Annotated in this window: 16 protein-coding genes; 7 read left to right on the top strand and 9 right to left on the bottom strand. The window is 65.5% G+C overall.

What is annotated here, in order from left to right; translation table 11 throughout:
• The first annotated feature begins 10 nt into the window (after positions 1-10).
• The 3 genes from B5G20_RS06920 to B5G20_RS06910 are packed head-to-tail and all read left to right on the top strand — an operon-like array spanning position 11 to position 3,204.
• Entirely contained in the window at positions 11-964 is a 954-nt protein-coding gene (locus B5G20_RS06920; RefSeq protein ID WP_087356157.1) for a sugar ABC transporter permease, read from the top strand.
• Complete coding sequence (locus B5G20_RS06915) at positions 964-1,824, top strand: carbohydrate ABC transporter permease (protein WP_204207700.1); 861 nt, start codon at positions 964-966, stop codon at positions 1,822-1,824. The genes B5G20_RS06920 and B5G20_RS06915 overlap by 1 nt, the downstream gene beginning before the upstream one ends.
• Positions 1,825-1,875: 51 nt before the next feature.
• Positions 1,876-3,204 (top strand): substrate-binding domain-containing protein, encoded by a 1,329-nt coding sequence (locus tag B5G20_RS06910; protein WP_158094417.1) that lies wholly within the window; start codon positions 1,876-1,878, stop codon positions 3,202-3,204.
• A gap of 396 nt (positions 3,205-3,600) precedes the next feature.
• Here B5G20_RS06910 and B5G20_RS06905 read toward each other — a convergent pair whose 3' ends face one another.
• The 3 genes from B5G20_RS06905 to serC all read right to left on the bottom strand — a co-directional run bounded on the left by B5G20_RS06905 (position 3,601) and on the right by serC (position 7,425).
• Positions 3,601-4,863 (bottom strand): DUF1015 domain-containing protein, encoded by a 1,263-nt coding sequence (locus B5G20_RS06905; RefSeq protein ID WP_087356154.1) that lies wholly within the window; start codon positions 4,861-4,863, stop codon positions 3,601-3,603.
• A 225-nt stretch (positions 4,864-5,088) separates the two neighbouring features.
• Positions 5,089-6,252, bottom strand: coding sequence for a phosphoglycerate dehydrogenase (locus tag B5G20_RS06900; protein ID WP_087356152.1), 1,164 nt, complete (start codon positions 6,250-6,252; stop codon positions 5,089-5,091).
• Between the two features lie 75 nt (positions 6,253-6,327).
• Positions 6,328-7,425: a 3-phosphoserine/phosphohydroxythreonine transaminase gene (serC, locus tag B5G20_RS06895; protein WP_087356150.1), complete on the bottom strand. Its 1,098-nt coding sequence runs from the start codon at positions 7,423-7,425 to the stop codon at positions 6,328-6,330.
• Positions 7,426-7,875: 450 nt separating this feature from the next.
• On the opposite strand from serC, the gene B5G20_RS06890 reads away from it, so the two are divergent.
• The gene (locus B5G20_RS06890) at positions 7,876-8,715 is read left to right on the top strand and encodes a metallophosphoesterase (RefSeq protein ID WP_087356148.1); all 840 of its coding nucleotides are present in this window, start codon (positions 7,876-7,878) and stop codon (positions 8,713-8,715) included.
• Positions 8,716-8,800: 85 nt separating this feature from the next.
• Here B5G20_RS06890 and B5G20_RS06885 read toward each other — a convergent pair whose 3' ends face one another.
• Positions 8,801-10,270 carry a lipopolysaccharide biosynthesis protein gene (locus B5G20_RS06885; protein WP_239286913.1) on the bottom strand — a complete coding sequence of 490 codons (1,470 nt, stop codon included), beginning with the start codon at positions 10,268-10,270 and terminating at the stop codon, positions 8,801-8,803.
• 346 nt (positions 10,271-10,616) lie between these two features.
• Here B5G20_RS06885 and B5G20_RS06880 point away from each other — a divergent pair, with 346 nt between their 5' ends.
• Positions 10,617-12,236, top strand: a complete 1,620-nt coding sequence (locus B5G20_RS06880; RefSeq protein WP_087356146.1) for an L-lactate permease — start codon at positions 10,617-10,619, stop codon at positions 12,234-12,236.
• A 161-nt stretch (positions 12,237-12,397) separates the two neighbouring features.
• Here the strand turns inward: B5G20_RS06880 and B5G20_RS06875 are convergent, their stop codons facing one another.
• From B5G20_RS06875 to treR, 5 genes are all read right to left on the bottom strand, one after another.
• The gene (locus B5G20_RS06875; protein ID WP_087356144.1) at positions 12,398-12,721 is read right to left on the bottom strand and encodes an MGMT family protein; all 324 of its coding nucleotides are present in this window, start codon (positions 12,719-12,721) and stop codon (positions 12,398-12,400) included.
• A gap of 422 nt (positions 12,722-13,143) precedes the next feature.
• Entirely contained in the window at positions 13,144-13,980 is an 837-nt protein-coding gene (locus B5G20_RS06870) for an HAD family hydrolase (protein WP_087356142.1), read from the bottom strand.
• 325 nt (positions 13,981-14,305) lie between these two features.
• Positions 14,306-15,355: a tryptophan--tRNA ligase gene (gene trpS, locus B5G20_RS06865; protein ID WP_087356140.1), complete on the bottom strand. Its 1,050-nt coding sequence runs from the start codon at positions 15,353-15,355 to the stop codon at positions 14,306-14,308.
• Between the two features lie 134 nt (positions 15,356-15,489).
• Positions 15,490-16,728: an MraY family glycosyltransferase gene (locus tag B5G20_RS06860; RefSeq protein ID WP_087356138.1), complete on the bottom strand. Its 1,239-nt coding sequence runs from the start codon at positions 16,726-16,728 to the stop codon at positions 15,490-15,492.
• Positions 16,729-17,292: 564 nt separating this feature from the next.
• Positions 17,293-18,015, bottom strand: a complete 723-nt coding sequence (gene treR, locus B5G20_RS06855; protein WP_087356136.1) for a trehalose operon repressor — start codon at positions 18,013-18,015, stop codon at positions 17,293-17,295.
• A 329-nt stretch (positions 18,016-18,344) separates the two neighbouring features.
• On the opposite strand from treR, the gene treP reads away from it, so the two are divergent.
• A complete protein-coding gene (gene treP / locus B5G20_RS06850; protein WP_087356134.1) occupies positions 18,345-20,345 on the top strand; it encodes a PTS system trehalose-specific EIIBC component in 2,001 nt (666 codons plus the stop codon).
• Between the two features lie 54 nt (positions 20,346-20,399).
• Positions 20,400-22,127, top strand: coding sequence for an alpha,alpha-phosphotrehalase (locus B5G20_RS06845; RefSeq protein WP_239286912.1), 1,728 nt, complete (start codon positions 20,400-20,402; stop codon positions 22,125-22,127).
• Positions 22,128-22,131: the final 4 nt, after the last annotated feature.

Genomic DNA, 22,131 nt, shown 5'->3' with positions numbered 1-22,131 from the left:
GGTGGCGCACATGGCTTTGCGTTCCAAGCGCTCCCTGGCGGGCGCGGAGGCTGCCGGCGCCGCTGCGGTTGCGGTGCCCCCCAAGGAGGCGCCCGGCGGCAAGCGCTCGCTCGCCGGTTGGGTCTACCTGCTGCCGTCGATCGCCATCTTCGCGATCTTTGTCATCTACCCGTTCGCCCGCACGATCATCACGAGCTTCTTCGCCACCACTCCGGCGGGCGGGCTGACCCAGTTCATCGGGTTGTCGAACTTCATCACGCTCTTCACCGACCCGCTCTACACCCAGGCGATCGCCAACACACTCATCTACGTGGTGCTCACGGTGCCCCTGACCATTGTGATCGCCCTGCTCCTCGCGGTTCTCACCGCGCAGGACCTGCCGGGCATGGGCATCTTCCGCACGATCTTCTCGGCCACCATGGGTATCTCCGTCGCTGCGGCCGCGGTTTTCTGGAACCTTCTGTTCAACGCCAACTCCGGCGTGCTCAACCGCATCATCGAGTTCTTTGGCGGTGAGGGCGTGGGCTGGCTCATCGACCAGAACTTCGCGCTCGTGTCGGTCTCGATCATCTCGATCTGGATGAACCTCGGCATGGCCTACCTGATCCTGCTCGGCGCCATCAAGAGCATCGACGACTCCTACTACGAGAGCGTCGACATCGTGGGCGGCGGCTTTTGGTACCGCCTGCGCCGGGTCACGGTGCCGCTCATCTCGCCGTCGCTGTTCTTCGTGCTGACGGTCACGCTCATCAGCGCCTTCCAGTCGTTCGGCCTCATCGACATGCTTACCCAGGGCGGTCCCAACAACGCCACGGTGCTGCTCATCTACCGTCTGTACCGCGACGCCTTCGTGAACTTCCGCATCGGGTCGGCATCGGCCCAAGGCGTGATCCTCTTCATCGTGATCTTCGCGATCTCCTATATCCAGAACAAGCTGACCGAGAGCAAGGTGACCTACCAATGATGCCTTTCACCAAGCGTAAGACCCGTGTGGCCGGCATAGGCCGCCGCACCAGCCGGACGGGCCTCATCGCCATGTACGCGGTGCTCATCGTGGCCGCCGTGGTCGTCGGGTTCCCCGTGCTCTTCTCGTTCTCGCTCTCCTTCACGCCGCTGTCCGACATCATCAACGGCATCTACATTCCCACGTCGCTCTATCTCGAGAACTACGTCAACGCGTTTGAGGCACAGCCCTTCGCGCAGTTTATCGTCAACTCGTTTGTGGTGGGCATCGTGGGTACGGCGCTGCAGATCGTCTTCTCCATGCTCGCGGCCTATGCACTCGTCTTCATCCCCTTTGGCGGCAAGCGCATCATCTTCCTCGTGATCATGGCGACGATGATGATCCCGGCCGAGGTGCTCGTGGTCACCAACTTCCAGACCATCCGCGCCATGGGGCTCATTGACACCTATGCGGGCCTCATCCTGCCCGGCGTGGCCACCACCTTTGGCATCTTCCTCTACCGCCAGAACATGATGCAGATCCCCGGCGAGCTCAAGGAGGCCTCCGACGTCGCAGGGCTCTCGCGCTTCCAGTTCTTCATCCGCGTGGTGGTGCCCATGGTCAAGAACACCACGGTGACGCTCGCCATCTACTTCTTCCTGGTGACGTGGAACGCCTACCTGTGGCCGCTCATCTCCACCACCAACGACACCGCCCGTACGGTGCAGATCGGCCTGCGCACCCTCAACTCCAGCGAGGGCATGAGCGACTTCGGCATGATGGCTGCCGGCGCCGTGATCACCTCGATCCCCACGCTCGCGCTCATCTTCTTTGGCCAGAAGCGCCTGCAGGAGGGCATGACCAAGGGCGCGCTCAAGTAGCGCCCGGCCCTCCGCATGCGCTCGGTATACCAGACACAGAAAGGAACATGCATGAAAGCAACCAATCTCTCCCGTCGCTCCTTCCTCTCGCTGGCCGGTCTCGGCCTGGCGGCCACGGCGCTCGCCGGCTGCTCGGGCGGTGGCGACACCACAACCACCGAGAACGGCAAGACCGTCATCCTGCTGTGGAACTCCATGGACGGCTCGCGCGGTGACGCCCTCCAGAAGATCGTCGACGGCTTCAACGAGCAGTCCGACGAGTTTGAGGTGCAGTCCGAGTACCAGGGCAGCTACGATGAGTCCACTGGTAGCTTCTTCAACATGGCCGGCGGCTCGGGCGCTCCGGCGATCGTGCAGATCGGTGAGCAGAACCTGCAGTCGATGATCGACTCCGGGCTCGTCGCCAACGTCTCCGACCTCATCGAGCAGACCGACTTCGACGATTCCGACCTCCTCGAGCAGGCCGTGAACTTCTACACCTACGACAGCTCGATGTACGCGATGCCGTTCAACTCCTCCTGCCCGGTTGTCTACTACAACCAGGACGTGCTCACCGAGGCGGGCGTGACGGAGCTCCCGACCACCTTTGAGGGGCTCACCGCCGCGGCCGAGCAGATCGCCGCCGCGAGCGACGTGACGCCGGTCGGGCTCTTTGCCTACGGCTACGCTATGGACCAGATGGTCACCAACATGGGCGGGTACGTGGTCAACAACGAGAACGGCCGTAAGGAGCGCTGCACCGAGGTTGCCTACCAGGATCAGATTAAGGTGCTCTTCGACTGGGTCAAGTCGCTCAACGATGCGGGGCAGCTCACGCCCTTCAGCTCCGAGGACGATGCGATCAGCGGCTTTTCGCAGCGCCAGTGCGCCATCTACATCGACACCTCGGCCACGGCGCGCCAGATCATCGACGCGGCTGACTTTGAGGTCTCGATCGGCTTTCTGCCCGTGTCGGAGGGTACGGAGGCCGAGGGCATCTACGCCGGTGGCGGCGCGCTCTGCATCTCGGCGGGGCTTTCGGATGACGTGGCACGCGGCGTGATGGAGTTCTGCGCCTACGCCACCTCGGCCGACGTTCAGGCCACCTGGGCGGGCGATACCGGATACTTCCCGATCAGCACCGGCGCCTACGAGACCGACACGCTCTCCAAGATCTACACCGAGTACCCGCAGCTCGAGGTTTCGGCCAACCAGCTGCGCAACTCCAAGGTGAACAACATCACCGCAGGCCCCCTCTGCTCGCAGCTCCCGCAGCTGCGCACCGACCTCGAGACTGCGCTCGAGTCGGTCTTTAACGGCGGCGACGTGGATGCGGCCATCGAGACGGCGGTGAACTCCACGAACTCGGCGATCGAGAGCGCCAACGCAGGGGTTGCGTAAACGTCTGAGCTCCCGGGTCGGGGGTTAAACGGCGAGGGGCCGGCAGTACCTTTCGCGTGTGGTCCTCGGCGATTTCATCGTGCCGATGAAATCGCCTGCGGGAAACACGCTTCAGGTACAGCCGGCCCCTCGCCGTTTAACCCCCGGCGCTTGCGCCGCTTATGCGGGGGAGGAGAAAAAGGTAGATAGCGGGTCAAATCCCTAGAGGAGACATGCTTGCGGGGTTTCTGGGGTGTCGCGCTCGTTTCACTCGCGCTTTTTTGACTCACTTGAAAATGGGTCAGTTGGGGACGTGCCCGTCCTGCACCATTTTCAAAAATGGTGCAGGACGGGCACGTCCCCAACTGGCCCATGATGCGGCGCCGGCGCGCCCGCTACCTACTGCCTGCTGGTTCCTTAGGCCTTGGGGGCGATGCGGTGGATGAAGAGGCCGCTTCTCAGTTTGGGCTCAAACCAGGTTGATTTGGGCGGCATGAGGAGACCGGCGTCGGCTACGGCGAGCAGCTGGTCGATGCCCGTGGCATGCATGGAGAAGGCAACGCCTTCCGTTCCGGCGCGGCGCTCGAGCTCTTCGGTGCCGCGGATGCCGCCCACAAAGGCGATGCGCGGGTCCTCGCGCGGGTCGTCGATCTGGAGGATGGGGCCGAGTATGCGGTCTTGGAGCACGGACACGTCGAGCGCGCTCACGGGGTCGGCTTCACGCACCGCCTCGGCAAGCTCGGGGCCCAGCGCAAGGCGGTGCCAGTGCCCGCCGGTGAACATGCCCATCTCGCCGGGTACGGCGGGCTCGATGGCGCCCTCGACCTCGGCAACCTCAAACCCCGCGTCCCTCACCTCGGCGAGCAGCTCCTCGACGGAGCGGCCCGCACGGTCCGCCACGACGCGGTTGTAGGGGAGGATGGTGAGCTCGCTTGCGGGAAAGAGCACCGCGAGGAAGTAGTTGAAGGGCTCCTTGCCGGTGTAGGTGCCGGCCTCCTCGGCCGCGGCGCGCATCTCGTGCGCCACGCGCATGGCCGAGGCGGCGCGGTGGTGCCCGTCGGCGATGTAGGCGCAGGGGACGCGCCCGAACATCTCGCGGATGGCGTCGACGCTCTCGGGGCGGCGCACCTCCCAGACGCGCTGGCGCACGCCCTCCTCGTCGGTGAAGTCGTAGAGGGGCGAGCCGCTCTTGACCGTGGCGAGGATAAAGGAGAGCACCGGCTCGTCGCGGTAGGTCAGAAAGATCGGCCCCGTCTGGCAGCCGAGTGCGCGGATGTGCTCGATGCGGTCGCGCTCCTTCTCGGCACGGGTGTTCTCGTGGCGCTTGATGGTGCCCGCGTCGTAGTCGGCCACCGAGCAGACCCCGACCACGCCCGTCTGGGTGCGCCCATCTTGGGTGAGCTCGTACAGGAAGTAGCTCATGGAGGGGTCTTCTTGGTAGATACCCTCGTCGATGCGCTCCTGCAGAAGCTCGGCGCCGCGCGCGTAGACCTCGGGCGCGTACATGTCCTGCTCGGGCGCAAACTGGGTCTCGGGGCGATCGATGCCGAGGAAGGAGAGCGGGTGCTCGCTCACGTAGGCGGCGGCCTCCGCACGATCGAAGACGTCGTAGGGGAGTGCAGCGACCTCCGCGGCCCGCTCGGGCACGGGGCGAATGCAGGGGAACGGTAGAACCTTCATGGGTGTCCTCTCGGGTTGGGTGCACCGGACGGGCATGCGTCCGCACGTCCGGCAGATGAGCACCATTGTAGCGTTGGGGCTGGTGGGGCAACGTGCGGGCGCGACACGCGGCCGCATCCCTTACGCGCTCCTGATGCGCCGCTGCCCGCGTCTTTGCGCACGCCAGACCTTGCGCCGCTGCCGCGTCGTTTTGCGCCGGGAACCCGGTCAGCCGGGAGCGTGCCCCTACTTGATCACGCGCACGCGGTAGACGGCCGGGATCTTGCGGAGCTCTTCGATCGTCGACTGCTCCAGATGCTCGTCGGTGTCGAACATGGTGTAGGCGTTCTCGCCGGCGCTCTCGTTGACCATGCGCTGCACGTTGGCGTTGTCGTGCGCAAGGATGGCCGTGATTTGGCCGATCATGTTGGGGACGTTGGCGTGCAGGCAGGCCACGCGGCTCGCGGCGCGGGCCTTGCCCATTGAGCAGGAGGGGTAGTTGACGGAGTGGGCGATGTTGCCGTTCTCGAGGTAGTCCTTGAGCTCGGAGATGGCCATGTCGGCGCAGTTGGCCTCGGCCTCCTCCGTGCCCGCCCCGGAGTGCGTGGTGATAAAGGTCCGCGGCATCTTGACGGTTGCCGGGGTGGCAAAGTCGGTGGCAAACCACGCGAGGCGCCCTGCGCGCAGGGCGGCGTCGACGGCCTCCTCGTCCACGATGGTCTCGCGCGCAAAGTTGATGAGCACCGCGTCCGGCGCGAGGAGGTCGAGCTGCTCGGCGCCGATCATGTGCACGGTGTCGGCCTTGCTCGGCACGTGGAGCGTGAGGTAGTCGCAGTTGCGGCAGAGGTCCTCGAGCGTGCCCACGCGCTGCACGTCGCGGCTGAGCTCCCAGGCGTGTTCGACCGAGATAAAGGGATCGTAGCCAAAGACGTCCATCCCGAGCGTAACGCAGGCGTTGGCCACCTTGGACCCCACGTTGCCCAGGCCGATGACGCCCACGCGCTTGCCCTTGAGCTCGCGCCCCACGAACGCCTTCTTAGCGTGTTCGGCTGCGACCATGATATCGGGGTCCGCCTCGTGCGCGCGCACCCAGTCCATCGACTGCACGATCCCGCGACTCGAGAGGATCATCATGCAGAGCACCATCTCCTTCACCGCGTTGGCGTTGGCGCCCGGTGAGTTAAAGACCACCACGCCGCGGCGGGCGTACTCCTCGATGGGGATGTTGTTGACGCCCGCGCCGCAGCGCGCGATGGCGCGGACGGAGGTGGGCAGGTCGTAACCGTGGAGGTCGGTGGAGCGCATGAGGATGGCGTCGGCCTCGGCCGCGTCGTCCACAAAGCCGTACCCGGCGCCAAACTCCACGGTGCCGTCTTTGGTGATGTCGTCGATAGTCTTGATATAGCGCATGATGAGGGGTCCTTTCGGTGAGGGTGGCCTGGGCGGAGCGCGCTGCGGGGGAGGGGGATTCGAAAAGCTCCCCTGCTACGATCGGTGCGCCTGCTCAAACTCCTCCATGTAGGCGGCGAGCGCCTGCACCGCCTCGAGCGAGACGGCGTTGTAGATGCTCGCGCGCATGCCGCCCGTTGATCGGTGCGCCTTCACGCCCTCGATGCCGCGCTCCCGGGCGCCCGCGATAAAGGCGTTGTCGAGCTCGGCGGTGTCGCAGCGGAAGGTGACGTTGGCAATCGAGCGGGAGGAGGGTTGCGCGTGCGGGTGAAAGACGCGACTGCGGTCGAGGAAGTCGTAGAGGATGCGCGCCTTCTCGCGGTTGCGGCGCTCGAGCGCCTCGAGCCCGCCTTCCTGCTCTGCCCAGCGAAAGACCTTGCCCGAGAGGTAGATGCCAAAGGTGTTGGGGGTGTTCATCATCGAGTGGGCGTCCGCCTGGCGCCGGTAGCTCATATACGAGGGCGTGAGCGGGCAGGCGGGACCTTCGCCCACGAGGTCGTCGCGCACGATGACCACCGTGGTGCCCGCGCAGCCGGCGTTCTTCTGAGCGCCCGCGTAGACGAGCCCGTAGCGCGTGACATCGAGCGGCTGCATGAGAAAGCAGCTCGAGACGTCGGCCACGAGCGGCACGTCGCCTGTGTCGGGGAGCTCGCGGTACTGCGTGCCGTAGATGGTGTTGTTCTGGCAGATGTAGACGTAGTCGAGGTCGCCCGCCTGGCAGCGCTCGGCAACGGGGCCGAGGTCGGGGATACGGTCGTGGCCGGTGGCCTCGCTTGAGGCGAGCACCTCCACCGTGCCGTACTTCTCGGCCTCCTCTTGGGCGAGGCGCGAGAAGAGGCCCGTTACGAGGTAGCCCGCACGCCCGGTGCGCATGAGGTTCATGGGGATGCCGGCAAACTGCAGCGTGGCGCCGCCCTGGAGAAAGAGCACCCGGTAGTTATCGGGAATGCCCACGAGCCGGCGGAGGGTGGTCTCGGCATCTTCGATGATCTGGCTGTAGGCGGCCGATCGGTGGCTCATCTCGAGGACGGACATGCCGGTGTCGCCGTATTCGAGGAGTTCGGACTGGACCTCGGCGAGGACCGGTTCGGGGAGGGTCGAGGGCCCTGCAGAGAAGTTGAAGACTCGTGCCATGACGGCTCCTTGTGCCGGGTGCGTCCGGCGGTTGGTGTACGGTCGCGCGGCGCATGGCCGCAGCGTACCCCAGCATACTAACGGAAGCGCCTCCGTCGTGCAGGGAGGGCGGGGGTGGGCCCTCGTGGTTAACCGAGCGGTAACGCGCTGGGATGGGCGGTCGGCAGGCTCTGCGCGGCGTGAGGCGGCTCCGGGAGGCGGGCGTGAGCAGGCGGATGTACGGGCAGGGCATGACGGACGCGTGGCGGGAGCGGGCGTGTGCGGCGCCGCGGCCGCGGGCGTTTCTTGCCGGCGGGTTGTGACGTTGGCGTGACGGCGCCGTGCCGGCCTTGTGACCGTTGCCGCTGGCGGGCGTGGAGCCTGTGCCCGCCGGTGCGGGTCGTATAATGGGGCGGAGGCCTCGCGGCGTCGTTGCCGCGGGCTCGGGTTGCGGCAGGCAGGGAGGCGCACATGGCAATCTATGTGACATCCGACGCCCACGGGCACGTGCGGGCACTCGACCGCGCGCTCGAGCTTGCCGCACTCGGCGTGGACGACGAGCTTTACGTTCTCGGCGATATGGTCGACCGCGGGCCCGACCCCATCGGCGTTATCAACCTCGTGCGGAGCATCCCCGGCGCCCATGTGCTCATGGGCAACCACGAGTGCATGCTCCTCGATGTGCTCACCGCCACAGGTGAGATCGACGGGTTTGTATGGGCCATGAACGGCGGCTCCACCACGGCTGAGGGGCTCGACCACCTCGCGCCCGACACGTGCCGCGAGCTTGTTGACTGGATCGGGCAGCTGCCGCTCTTTGAGGTGGTCTCGTGCGCGGGGCGGTTTTGGATTCTCGTCCACGCGGGAATCGACGCGCTCGAGGCGCGCGGCTTTCTCGCCACGGCGGGTGTTGACGTGTCGGATGGCGCGGGCGCGGCCAAGGCGACGGAGGACGAGCTTCGCGCCATGATGGCCCATCAGGATCCCGAAACGCTTCTGTGGACGCGCGCCGAGTTCTGGGGGACTCCTACGGGGCTCGTGGGCACCGACGGGCAGGGGCCGGTGGTGATAGCCGGGCACACGCCCTCGATCTATATCGACTACTATGCCGACCGTGCGGAGACGTCGGGCGCCACGGAGGAGGGGCTCGGGTGCATCGTGCGCGTGGGCGCCTCGGACGAGACGGGCGGCGTGCCCGACCGCATCGACATCGACTGCTCTGCCGCCGCCGGTGCGGGTCGGGGCCGTGTGGGGGTCATGCGTCTCGACGACGGCGAGACGTTCTACGCCACGATCAAGAGCGGCGAGTAGAAGGCTGTGTGTCGCACGGGGCGCGGTTGCGTGATCGCTGCGCCTGTGCCGGCGGGAGTGTCGCCGCACCTGCTATGAGCCGCGCCTACGAGAACGGGTTCCGCTCCCGGGCGATCGCCTGGCGGATGTGCGCGTACTCGAGCACGAGCAGCGCCAGCAAGAGCACCATCGTGCCCAGATAACTCACCACGGCGCCCGTGAGGCCGATGAAGTTGACGAGCACAAACGAGAGCGCAAACGATGCCACCGTGGCTATGAGATACAGCCGCATGACGCCCTCTTGGCGCCTGAGCACCGTGATGATGGCATAGAGAAAGTCGATCGCCGCCGTAACGCCGCCCGCTGCGACCATGAGCGTCGCGAGCAGCGAGAACCGCCCAAAGTCGACCCCGTAGAGCACGCTCATGACAGGGAGCCCGATCCAGTGCATAACAAGCGCCATGACCACGGTGATCGCCAGGATCACGCCCATCACGGCGACGATGATGAGGTCGAAGCGCCGCCGCCGGCGCGGGCTCGCCCAGATGCTCGCGAGTCGCCGGAGCTGCGGCTTGTAGAGCGATCCCACGGTGAGGAGGATGCCCTGTGCGGGGAAGTAGAGCGCGTTGAAGTAGAGCTGGTTGTCGTAGGCGAGCGCGCCCTCCATCACAAACTTGGGCACGCTCTCGATGAGGTTGAAGAGAAAGAGCGCGCAGAAGAGCGGGAAGCACTGGCGAAAGAGCCCCGCAACCTCGTCGACGCGTGCAGGTCGCGATTTCTCGGTTTCGAGGAGTGCGAGCGGCAGCGTTACGAGCACGAGCGATGCGACCGCCACGATAGCCATGACTACGGCCGAGACGGCGAGGCTCCGCATGAGGAAGAGTGCGAGCGCAAAGGCGGCAACCGTAGCGACGGAGCGGACGGTCTGCGAGATGCCGGCGAGGTAGAGCTTGTCGGCCTGCTGGAGGCGCCCCTCGTACACGTCGGCAACGCCGTCGATGAGCTTATAGACAAAGACTCCTGCGCAGATGGTCATCATGTAGGCGTCGTATCCGCGGAGCGCCCCGTAGAGGAGGCCTACGACGAGCGCGATTGCCGCCACGATCCAGCGCTGCACGCGGTAGGAGGCAAAGGAGACCGCCTCGTCGAGGTCCGAGACCTGGAAGGTGCGCACCCCGTAGTAGGTGGCGATCATGAGCAGCGTGCCCACCACGAAGGCCATCGAGAACATGCCCGCCTGCTCGGTGCCGGCGAGCTGCGTGGCAACGACGGTGAGGAAGGGAAAGGTGAGGCCCCAGCTCGTGGTGCCGAGGGTGTTCCAGAGGTAGTCGCGCCCGCTGCGGTGGGCGTCGTAGCGCTCCTCTTGGCTGCTGAGCGAGCCCTGGTAGACGGCCTCGAGGAGGCGCGTCCACCAGTCGTTGACGATGCGTGCGACAAGCGGCGGCTCCTCGCGGTGGCGCGGCGCGCGTTCGGCTGTGGAGTGCGGTGCCACGGCATCGGCCGCAGGCTGGGCATCTTTAGGGGCAGGGCGATGATGGGGCTCGTGCCCGGGTTGCATAAAGGGAAGGCGTGCCACGGGGCTCCTTTGCGTTTTGACTGGCGCACCAGTATAGCGCCGACCACGCGCGCCAAGCCGCGAGCGGTAGAACTGCGACGATTGTTCATCGAGGTGGGTCCGACTCCGCTCCGAGCGCCGACGAGTATCTTTTTGTTGACATCTCTCTCTTGAAGGACGTGCGCCCGGGTGTCCGCAGGCCCCCGCGGCGCGAGTCGCGAAGCGAGGCCGAAGGCCGCCGAGCGCAGCGGGGGCCTTCGGACGCCCCGGCGTTTCGGGAACCCATGTCTCGGGGCACCAAACTGCGCTATCCTTCTGCTGTTCGACGGCGCCCCGCGGCGCTTCACCTCGACGGATGGAACCTCGTATGGACGCCCTCTCCTTTGTGCTCGCCCTCGCCCCGATCCTGTGGCTCGTGGCGGTGCTGCTCCTTCTCAAGTGGCCTGCCTGGCGCGCGGCGCTGGGCTCGCTCGTCATCGCCTGCCTCCTTGCCGTCCTGTGGTGGCACCAGCCGCTCACCTATGTGGGGACGGCTGTTCTGGAGGGCTTTCTCATGGCGCTCTGGCCCATCGTCATCGTCATTATCGCGGCGGTCTTTACCTACAACCTGTGCGTGAGCACGGGCGCCATGGACACCATCGGCCGGATGATCTGCTCGGTGTCGAGCGACCGGCGCATCCTCGCGCTCCTTGTGGCCTGGTGCTTCGGCGGCTTTATGGAGGGCATGGCGGGCTTTGGCACCGCGGTGGCGATTCCCGCCGGTATGCTTGCGGGGCTCGGCTACCCGCCGCTTGCCGCGGTCCTCATGTGCCTGCTCGCCAACGGGGTGCCCACGCCCTACGGCTCCATCGGCATCCCCACGGTCTCGCTCGCCGACCTGGTGGGGCTCAGTCCCACCTCGCTCGCCTTTACGCAGATGGTGCAGCTCACGCCGTTCTTCATGGCGGCGCCCTTCCTCATCGTGCTCGTGGCGGGCGGCATCGGCCAGACGGGGGAGAAGGTGCCGGTCTCGGCGCGTCTGCGCGGTGTTGCGGGCGTGGCGCTTGCGGCGGGGCTCTCCTTTACGCTGCCCGCGCTCGCGGTGGCGGCGCTGGTGGGGCCCGAGCTCACCGTGGTGGTGGGGAGCATCTGCTCGCTCGGCGTCACCGCGGCGCTCGGGCGGGTGGCCGAGCGCTCGGGCAAGCTCGACCCGGCGTTTCAGATGAGCAGCTCTGCGCTTCCCGGGGAGGGTGCCTCCGCCTCTGCCGGCGCGTCGTCCGCTGCAACCGCCGCCGAGCCGCTCACTCTACCGGTTGCCCTGCGGGCGTGGTCGTGCTTCATCCTCATCTTTGTGCTGCTGCTCGGCACCTCGCAGCTCGTGCCGCCTGTGCACGAGGCGCTCGCCGCGTTCTCGTCCACGGTGACGGTTTACGCGGGTCCTAACCCGGGCGCTCTTTCGTTTAGCTGGGTCAACACGCCCGGCGTGCTCATCATGGTGGCGGCCCTTGTGGGCGGGTTTATCCAGGGCGCGTCGCCCCGGCAGATGGCGAGCGTCTTTGCCGCCACGGTGCGCCAGATGCTCCCGACGGTCATCACCATGCTCGCCGTACTCGGTTGCGCCAAAGTTATGGGGTACGCGGGGATGATCTCGGCCATCTCGGCCTTCTGCATCGGCGTGGCGGGCGGGCTCTATCCGCTCATCGCCCCGTGGATCGGCATGGTGGGGACCTTCGTCACCGGGTCGGGCACGAGCTCGGGCATGCTGTTTGGCCAGGTCCAGGCAGAGGCCGCCGAGGCCCTCGGCATTAACCCCACGTGGACGGTCGCCCTCAACTCGCTCGGCGTGGCAGCAGGAAAGATGCTCTCGCCGCAAACGCTCGCTATCGGGCTTGCCGCGGTGCGCGTAACGGGCAAGGACGCGGAGCTGCTGCGGTCGGTGCTGCCGTATGCGCTCGGTTTTCTGGTGGTGATGTCCGCGATCGCACTCGGTGGCGCCGCGCTCGTGTAGTCCAATCGCTCTGTCCGCTTGCCCATGCGTCGAGGACGGGCCCGGGCACGCTCCCGCGCTCGGCGGCCTTCGGCCTCGCGCTGCGACTCGCGCCGGAGAACACCCGGGGCCTTCCCCGACGCCACGCGGCTATGGCCTGCTGTCGCCCTACAGCCTCGGAATCAGGCGAGCCCGGCGGGCCAGCGGGAGACGCTGAGGTCCACATGGTCGTCATCTGCAAACACGACGCCCTCGCCCTCGAGCAGGACCCGCTGGACCTCTTTGCCGCCAAAGGCAAAGCCCTCGCAGATGCTTCCGTCGGCAAAGACAACGCGGTGACAGGGAACGATGCCCGGACGGGGATTGCTGTGGAGCGCGTAGCCCACAAAGCGCGCCTTGCGCGGCTCGCCCACCAGACGGGCGACCTGTCCATAGGTCGCGACCATGCCCTCGGGGATCTGCTCTACAACCTCGTAGACCCGCTCAAAGAACCCCTCATTTGCCATGCCCTCGTCTCCCTTGCCGCGATGGTGCCCGATACGCTGATTCTAGCAAGCGGCGCCAGCCCGCGGCGTGCCGGTATAAATGTAAACGTTGGCTAACTTATGGAGAGAGCGTGGAGCGCCGAGCGGTTCGGTGCCGACCTCAAATAGTTTGCTATAGTTAACTCAACGACGGAGCAGGTACCAGGCGATGAAAGAACCAACTCCGTCCCGTTTCCATCGCATCCCTCCCCTCTGTGCGATGAACGAATCACGGTGGAGCGAGCCCCGCCTCTCGGCAACGAGAAGCGGGGCTCGCTCTGTGTGCGCGATGCGTCGCGCGATGGTTGGGGGAGGGGCTGCCGGGGGGGGTCGTCCGGGCATCGCACGCTCGTCGATGCGCAGGCGCGCGCTACCGGTCGGGCCCTGCCGGACCCCGGCTGCCCTTAGCGGTGCTCAGGCTCGATGACGCGCGACACGAGCTCCTCAAAGGCGCCCGCCTCGCAGTCGGTGTCGAGGATAAGATCGCAGAAGGGGCGGATGTCGTCGGTGGAGTTGGCCACGCCCACGCCGAGTCCCGCCATCTGGATCATGGCGAGGTCGTTTGCCGAGTCGCCCACACCGATGGTCTCGGCCATGTCGATCCCCAGCAGCTCCGCCAGATGAGCGAGGCCCGTGCCCTTGTTCACGCCGGCGGGCATGCACTCGGCGTAGCGGTTGGAGGAGTAGGTCACCTCGAGCGGCTCGCCGGCGAACTCGGCCATGACCTCGTCGCCAAGGCGCTTCACGGCATCGAAGTCCGGGTCCATGAGAATCATCTTCACGATTGCCTCGTCGCCCACAAATCCGAGATCGCGCCAGCCGTCGTCCACGTATTCCACGCCCGAGATGCCGCGGATGTGCTCCCGCTCAAACTCAGGCGCAAACTGGATGAGGATGCGCCCGCTCGGCGTGTAGGCGTGCACGCACTGGTGACGCTCGAGGGCGATATCGTAGATGCGCTCGGCGATCTTGCGGTCGAGCGTGGTGGAGATGAGGGGCTTCTCGTCGCCAAAGCGGTTGATGAATCCACCGTTATACGAGATGACGTAGGTGTTCTCCAAGAGGCGCGGGTCAACGCCGTTGAAGCTCTCGACAATGGAGCCGTAGGGGCGGCCGGAACTCGGGACAAAGAGCACGCCGAGCTCGTGGAGGCGCTCGAGGGCGTGGACGTTGGCTTCGGGCAGGCGATGTCCGGCACCGAGGAAGGTCTCGTCCATATCGGAGGCGATCAGGCGGTACATCAAAGCGTCCTTTCAAAAGGGGGTTCAACGTCACCCATCAGTATAGGGAGAAGTGGGGCAGGGATGGACCTCACGGCAAAATCCAAGGCGCCTGCCGAGCGAAATGGGTCAGATGGAACACGTCCCCAAATGACCCATTCTCCCACCCTGATAGTTAGGTACCCGGTCATTACATGAGCGTCAAATCGGGTGCAAAATCACCCACGATTTGCCGCTGGTGTAATGGCCGGGTACCTAACTTTTTCTGGCGACAAAGCGGACCGTCCGCCCTCAAAATGGGTCACACGGAACACGTCCCCAAATGACCCACGGAAGAACCGCGGAACTAATAGACCATCCCCATCGCTTCGCGCACCTCGTTGAGCGTGGCATCGGCAATCTCGTTGGCGCGGCGGTTGCCCTCGTGGAGCACGTCCTTCACGTAATCCAGGTCCTGCTCAAACTGGTGGCGACGCTCGCGAATGGGCTCAAAGTAGCTGTTCACGGCCTCGGTCACGTACTTCTTGAGCGCGCCGGACCCGCCCATGCCAATCTCGGCGGCGATCTCCTCCGGCTCGCGGCCCGTGCAGATGGCGGCCGTGGAGAGCAGGCCCGAGACGCCGGGGCGATGCTCGGGATCGAAGGTAATCATGCGCTCGGAGTCGGTCTGGCTCTTCTTGATGCGCTTGGCGGTCTCCTCGGCGGTCATCGAGATGGAGATGGCGTTGCCGTAGGACTTGCTCATCTTGCGGCCGTCGAGTCCGGGCAGCAGCGGCGTGGACGAGAGCAGCGCGTCCACCTCGGGAAAGACCTTGCCGTAGCGGTTGTTGAACTTGCGGGCGATGAGGCGCGTGAGCTCGATGTGTGGCAGCTGGTCGCGGCCGACGGGCACCACGTTGCCCTTGCAGAAGAGGATGTCGCAGGCCTGGTGCACCGGGTAGGTGAGCAAAAGACCGGTGAGCTCGTGGCCCGAGGCCTCCATCTCGGCCTTGACCGTGGGGTTGCGCTGGAGCTCAGCCTCCGAGACGAGCGAGAGGAAGGGCAGCATGAGCTGGTTGGCGGCCGGCACCGCGGAGTGCGCGTAGATCATGGTCTTTGCGGGGTCGATGCCGCAGGCGAGGTAGTCCATGACCATGTTGTAGACGTTGTCTTGGATGTGCTCGGTGGTGTCGCGGTCGGTGATGACCTGGTAGTCGGCAATGAGGATTGCGGTGTTGACGCCCATGTCCTGCAGCTCGACGCGCCCCTTGATCGTGCCGAAGTAGTGCCCCAGATGAAGGCGTCCCGTGGGACGGTCGCCGGTGAGCATGCGGTACTTCTCGGGATGCTGGGGCAGGTCGGCGGCGATCTCGTCGCTGCGGCGCAGGGCGGTTTCGTAGCTGCGTTCGTTGGGCATGGTTTCCTCCCGGGGTGGAGCGCCGCGCGGGCGCGGGTATGCGGCAGATGAGTGCCGGCGTGCCGCCGGCGCAGCCCATTGTAGCAGCTCGCCAGGACATGCGCGAAAGGTCCCGCGACGGTGCGCGCGTCGCCTCACTTGTGGTCGCGCAGATGCTCTTGGATGCGCCGAATCTCTTTGCGGCGCTCCTCGCGCCGCTCGGCACGCTCGGCCTCTTCGGCCTGCTCAGCCTCGGTAAAGGCCGGGTCGTCGCTGGTCACGATCTCGTCGCGATGCGTCTTGGGGTTGTAATGGTGGCGCAGCACCGGCTCAAAGAGGTGGAGGCGCATGGCAAAGACAGCGGAGCCGACAAAGAGCACGCAGAAGATCACCACGCGCGTCTCGACAGAAACCTGGTTGATCACGAGCGCACCGACGGAGAGCAAAATGCACCACGCGTAGATGAGGAGCACCGCTTGGCGCTGATCAAAGCCCTCTTCGATAAGGCGGTGCTGGATGTGGCCCTTGTCGGCCTGGCCGATGCTCACATGCGCCCTAAAGCGCCTGACGATGGCGGCAAAGGTGTCGATGATGGGCACGCCCGCCACGATGAGCGGGATGACGATGGTGGTGAGAGCGGCGGTGCGGCTCACCGAGAGGAGCGAGACCATCCCAAGGGCAAAGCCGAGCATGAGCGAACCGGCATCTCCCAAAAAGATGCTCGCGGGATGGAAGTTGTAGCGCAAAAAGGCGAGGCATCCGCCAACGAGGGCGATGGCGAGCGAGGCGGCGTCCACGCGCCCGGGCAGGAAGGCAAAAGTGAACATCGTAAAGGCGGCGATGGCCGAGATGCCCGTTGCCAGGCCATCGAGCCCGTCGATAAGGTTGATGATGTTAGCGAAGGCTACGAGGTAGAAGACCGTGATGGGGTAGGCGAGCCATCCAAGGTCGATAAAGGTGCCAGGGACGAAGGGGTTGACGATATCGCCGATCACGAGGCCTCCGGCCGCCGCAACCGCTGCGGCGACGATCTGCCCGCCGAGCTTGACCTTGGGTGCAAGCGAGACCACATCGTCGATGGCGCCGACCGCGGTGATGAGCACAAACGACACAGCGAGTAGGGGATAGCTGATGTCCATGCTCGGGTGTGGAATGAGCGCAGACGGCCAGCCCCAGTACCAGGTGCCGATGACCTGCAGAAAGAACGCCACGACGAGTCCGCCAAAGATGGCGAGGCCTCCCATGCGGGGCACGGGGTGTGTGTTAACGCGCCGTTTGGAGGGGTAGTCGACCGCGTCGAGTCGGATGGCGAGGCGCCGCACGAGGGGCACCAGCACATAGGTAGTCGCGAACGCGGCGGCCGCAAGACATATGTAGGGCACGAGCGGGTTCATAGCGAGGCAACCACCGGGAGTCGAGAGCGTGCACAGGGCGGCGTCCGTCCGGTCGGGCGGGGCCGAATCTCTGCCATGATACTCGACTGGCGCTGCGCTGGCGCGGCGCGGGTGCCATCCTCACGGTCATACCAGATATAGCTGAGCGGTACGCGAGGCAATCGAGCCGAGACTGAGATGGCGTGGAATTAGCTGTTAACGTGGGAAAACGTGCAATGTGCACGAACAGATTCATCATCCGACAGCAAATCGTAGAAGTCAAGACTTGCAAGCAAAAACGCCTCGCGTATGATGAAGATGTTCCGCTCCCCACGGATCAACTGGGTGAACCGTCGCGTTTTTCTAGGGAGCCCATACAGTCGCGTCAGTACAGGTATCCTTCGTTGTTAAGGACGCTGGAAGAGGCGATGAGGGCGCCCACCTTGTAGAGGTGGGTTCATTTGCGTGAAGTGGGGAGCGGTCTTTCTTTGGCTGAGAATCTCATAGATGTGTGGATGCCCGGCAGGATTGCCGGGTTTTTGGTATAGGGTCGGCGGCTCGGCACGTCGGCCCGGTGCGGTGACCCTACACGGCGCTGCGGACGGCGGTGTCGTGGAAGCAGAACATCTCGGGGTGATGCCGCGAGGTGGTGAACTCAAACATCAGCCCCTGCTTGTCAAAGGTCTGGCTCGTCATGACGGCAAGGTAGTCGGCGTCGCCAAGATCGAGCATCGCGCGGTCGTGCTCCGTTGCCGGCTCGACCGTGATGGTGCGCTTGCTCGTTGAGATCTCGATGCCGAGTTCGTCCTCGAGGTAGGTGTAGATCGACCCCTCGGCGATCTGGGGCGTAAGGCCGGGGACGCGGTCGGCCAGAAAGTAGCTTCGGTCGAGGATGCCGGCGCGCCCGTCGAGGAGGCGCACGCGCTCCACGGTTATGAGGTCCGCCCCCTCCGGGTGCCCGGTGAGCTCGGCGAGCCGCTTGTCGCAGACGACGGGCCTAAAGTCGCTCACCCGGGTCTCGGCGGTCAGGCGGTTGCGGGCGACCGACTCGCGGAACGACTCGACGCCGCCCACCTCAAAGGTCGCGCGCTCCCGCGGCCGCCAGATAACGCGCACTCCCTTGCCCTGCACCGGCTGCACATAGCCCTTCTCCCTCAGCAGCGCGAGGGCGCGGCGGATGGTGTTGTGCGAGCAGTCGTAGGTGGCGGTGAGGGAGCTCTCGGAGGGAAGGAGCTCCTGGTAGGGGAAGGTGCCGCTCTCAATCTGGGCGCGGAGGTCGGTAAAGATGCGGTCGTAGCGGGCCTTCATGGGGCTCCCTTCGTAAGATGTGCGTGGACAGCGCAGGTGCGGATAGATGCGTCGCACCCATCCTACCCCAACGTATTCGCATAACCACCTATTCAAATAAGTTACCGTTTGCGGTGGTAAAGTGACCGTTCACCGAGGGGTTACGATTCTCAAACTTATTCAAATAAGTAGATGACATACTACACACAACTTATTCAAATAAGTTGTGTGTCAGGTGTTGGGGCCACCGGGCGCAAGCTCGGGGTGGGTGGGGGCAAGAGCACGCGACCGCCACGTGGGAGCAGAACGGCGGCCCCGGCACGTCAACGGGCTACAAAGGAGGTAGCTGCATGGCAAAGTACACGGAGGACGCGGCAAAGCTGCTCGACCTCGTGGGCGGCAAGGAGAACATCTCCGCCGTCACCCACTGCATGACGCGCATGCGCTTTGTGCTGGTGGACGAGGGCAAGGCCGACGTAAAGGCCATCGAGGACCTGCCGGCGGCAAAGGGCACCTTTACCCAGGCCGGGCAGTTCCAGGTGATCATCGGCAACGACGTGGCCGACTTCTACCAGGAGTTCACGAAGATCTCGGGCATCGAGGGCGTCTCCAAGGAGGCCGCCAAGGCCGCGGCGGGCGCCAACCAGAACCCGCTCCAGCGCGCGATGGGCGTTCTCGGCGAGATCTTTGCCCCGCTCATCCCGGCCCTTATCTGCGGCGGTCTGATTCTGGGCTTCCGCAACATCATCGGCGAGGTCAACTTCTTTAACGACGCGGGCGTCTTTGACCTCGAGCACGGCACGCTCTCCATCGCCGATATCTCCACCTTCTGGATGGGCATGTACAACTTCTTGTGGGTGATCGGCGAGGCCGTGTTCCACATGCTGCCCGTGGGTATCTGCTGGTCGGTGACGCGCAAGATGGGAACGACCCCCATCCTCGGCATCGTGCTCGGCCTCACGCTCGTCTCGCCGCAGCTTTTGAACGGCTTCTCCGTGGCAACCGCCACGCCCGAGGAGATCGCCGCCCACACCTACGACTTTGGGTTCTACTCGTTTGTGGGCACGGGCTACCAGGGACAGGTTATCGCCGCCCTCATGGCCGCCTTTGTGCTCGTGTGGCTCGAGAAGTTCTTTACCAAGGTCACGCCCGAGGTCGTGCGCATGATCGTGGTGCCCTTTATGTCGCTCGTGCCGGCCGTCTTTATCGCGCACCTCGTGGTGGGGCCGATCGGCTGGGCCATCGGCGACGCCATCGCCAACGTGGTCAACTGGGGTCTCTCGTCCCACATCCGCGTGCTCTTTGCGGCACTCTTCGGCCTGCTCTACGCCCCGCTCGTTATGACCGGCCTGCACCACATGACCAACGCCATTGACACGCAGCTCGTCAACAACCTCGGCTACACCACCCTGTGGCCCATGATCGCCCTCTCCAACATCGCTCAGGGCTCCGCCGTGCTCGCCATGATCGTGCTCCAGAAGAAGAACGACCGCGCCCAGCAGGTAAACATCCCGGCATGCGTGTCGTGCTACCTGGGCGTTACCGAGCCCGCGCTCTTCGGTGTGAACCTCAAGTACAAGTTCCCGCTGCTCTGCGGCATGATCGGCTCGGCTGTGGCCGCCATGGTCTGCACGGGTCTCTCCGTCAAGGCGCTCTCTATCGGCGTTGGCGGCATCCCGGGCATCCTCTCCATCATGTTCAACTACTGGGGCGTCTTCGCGGTGTGCTTGCTCATCGCCATCGTCATCCCGTTCGTGCTCACCTACACGGTGGGGATGCGTCAGCTCTCGCCTGAGGACCGCGGCCTTGTCGCCCTCGAGCCCGCCACCGCTCCGGCCTCCGACGCGCCCGCAGCCGCCCCGGCTGCGTCTGCCGCACCGGCCGGCCCCGGTGCCCTCGTCTGCCCGGTATCCGGCACGGTTAAGCCCATCGACGAGATGCCCGACCCGGTCTTCTCGAGCAAGTGCATGGGCGACGGTGTGATGATCGAGCCCGCCGAGGGTGCCTGCGAGGTCGTCTCGCCGGCCGACGCCACCGTGACCGTGACCATGCCCGCCTCCAATCACGCCATGGGCCTTACGCTCGACAACGGCATGGAGCTCCTCATCCATGTGGGCATTGACACCGTGGATATGGGCGGCGACGGCTTTACCTGCTACGTGAGCCAGGGTGAGCGCGTACGCGTCGGGCAGAAGCTCCTCAGCTTTACACCCGAGAAGATCCGCGCTGCCGGGCACCCCACGGCGACCGCCTTTGTGGTCTCGGCCACGGGCAGCGCGCAGGGCGTAACGTTTGCGAGCGGAATGGACGCCGAGGCCGGTGCGACCGAGGTCGTTACCTACACGGCGTAAGGCAAGGAAGGGGAGTCTCGATTGAACGCGATCATGCGCGATCCTGCCCAGTCTGTGGTCTACCAGATCTATATCAAGAGCTTCTGCGATAGCAACGGGGACGGCATCGGCGACCTGCCGGGCATCACCTCCAAGCTCGATTACCTCGCCTACCTGGGCGTGGACTACCTCTGGATCACGCCGTTCTTTCCGTCGCCCCAGTGCGACAACGGCTACGACGTGGCCGACTACTGCGCTGTCGATCCCGTCTACGGCACGATGGCCGACTTTGACGAGCTCGTGGCCGAGGCGCGCTCGCGCGGGATCGGCATCGTGCTCGACATGGTGCTCTGCCATACCTCCGACCAGCACGAGTGGTTCCAGCGGGCGCTTGCGGGTGAGGAGCGGTTTCGCCGCTACTACATCCTGCGCGACGGCCACGGGAGCACTGGTTCCGGCGACCCGGGCGAGCCGCCCACCAACTGGCAGTGCGCTTTTGGCGGGAGCGCCTGGCAATGGGAGCCGCGCCTGGGCAAGTGGTACCTCCACCTGCACGATGTGAGCCAGCCCGACCTCGACTGGACCAACCCCGAGGTGCGCGAAGAGATGGCCAAGGTCGTCTCCTTCTGGCGCGAGCGCGGCGTGGCGGGTTTCCGTTTTGACGTGATCAACCTTATCTCCAAACCCGAGGTTTTTGAGGACGACACCGATGGGCTCGGCCGTCGGATGTTCTCGGACGGTCCGCACGTGCACGAGTACTTGAAGGAGCTGGTGGAGCGCTCCGGCATCGACGGGATGATGACGGTGGGCGAGCTCGCGGCGACCGATCTAGAGAACTGCGTGCGCTACACCAACCCCGCCGAGCACGAGCTCGGGCAGGTCTTCAGCTTCCACCACCTCAAGGTCGACTACGCCGGCGGCGACAAGTGGGCGCTCGCCGAGCCCGACATCGCCCGGTTGCGCGAGATCTTTGCGAGCTGGCAGGAGGGCATGCAGGCGGGCGGCGGCCACAACGCACTCTTTTGGTGCAACCACGACCAGCCGCGCGCCATCACGCGCTTCGGCGGTCGCGGCCAGGTGGGCAAGCCAGGCGGCACGTGGGACCACGTGGGCAAGATGCTCGCCGTGTGCACCCATCTAATGCAGGGCGTGCCCTACGTCTTCGGGGGCGAGGAGCTCGGCCAGACCAATGCCGGCTTTGCCTCGATCGATGACGTGCGCGACGTGGAGAGCCTCAATAACTACCGCATCCTTGTTGAGAAGGGCGCGAGCGAGGACGAGGCGCTCGAGGTGATCCGTGAGCGCTCGCGCGATAACGGCCGCACGCCCATGCAGTGGACGGCGGGCCCGGCGGCGGGCTTTACCACGGGCGAGCCGTGGATCGGCGTGCCCGAGAACCACGAACTCATCAATGTGGAGGCCGAGCAGGGACGCGCGGGCTCGATGCTCGAGTTCTACCGCGGGCTCATCCAGATGCGTCATGCGCTCGACGTCGTGTCGCGCGGACGTGTGGGCTTTGTCGAGGCCGGCGAGAGCGCGCCCCGTGCGATTGTGTACGAGCGCTGGCTCGAGGGCGATGCCGCCGCGGCGGCGCGCGCGGCGGGTCAGCCGGTGCGGCTCCTCGTGGCGTGCTCCTTTGATGCGGAGCCCTGCCGCGTAAAGCCCGTGCGCGCAGACGGCGGCGTCGTGGCGCTCGACGGGGCCGAGGTGCTCGTTGATACCTACGCCGACGATGCCGTACGCGTGGGGGAGGACTCGCTTGAGCTCCGCCCGCACGAAGCGGTGGTGCTCTCGCTCGCCTAGCCAA

It is taken from the genome of Collinsella sp. An7, assembly GCF_002159335.1.
Classification (GTDB): domain Bacteria; phylum Actinomycetota; class Coriobacteriia; order Coriobacteriales; family Coriobacteriaceae; genus Coprousia.
Note: the sequence above shows the minus strand (reverse complement) of the source record. Positions and strands in the feature narration are given on the sequence as shown.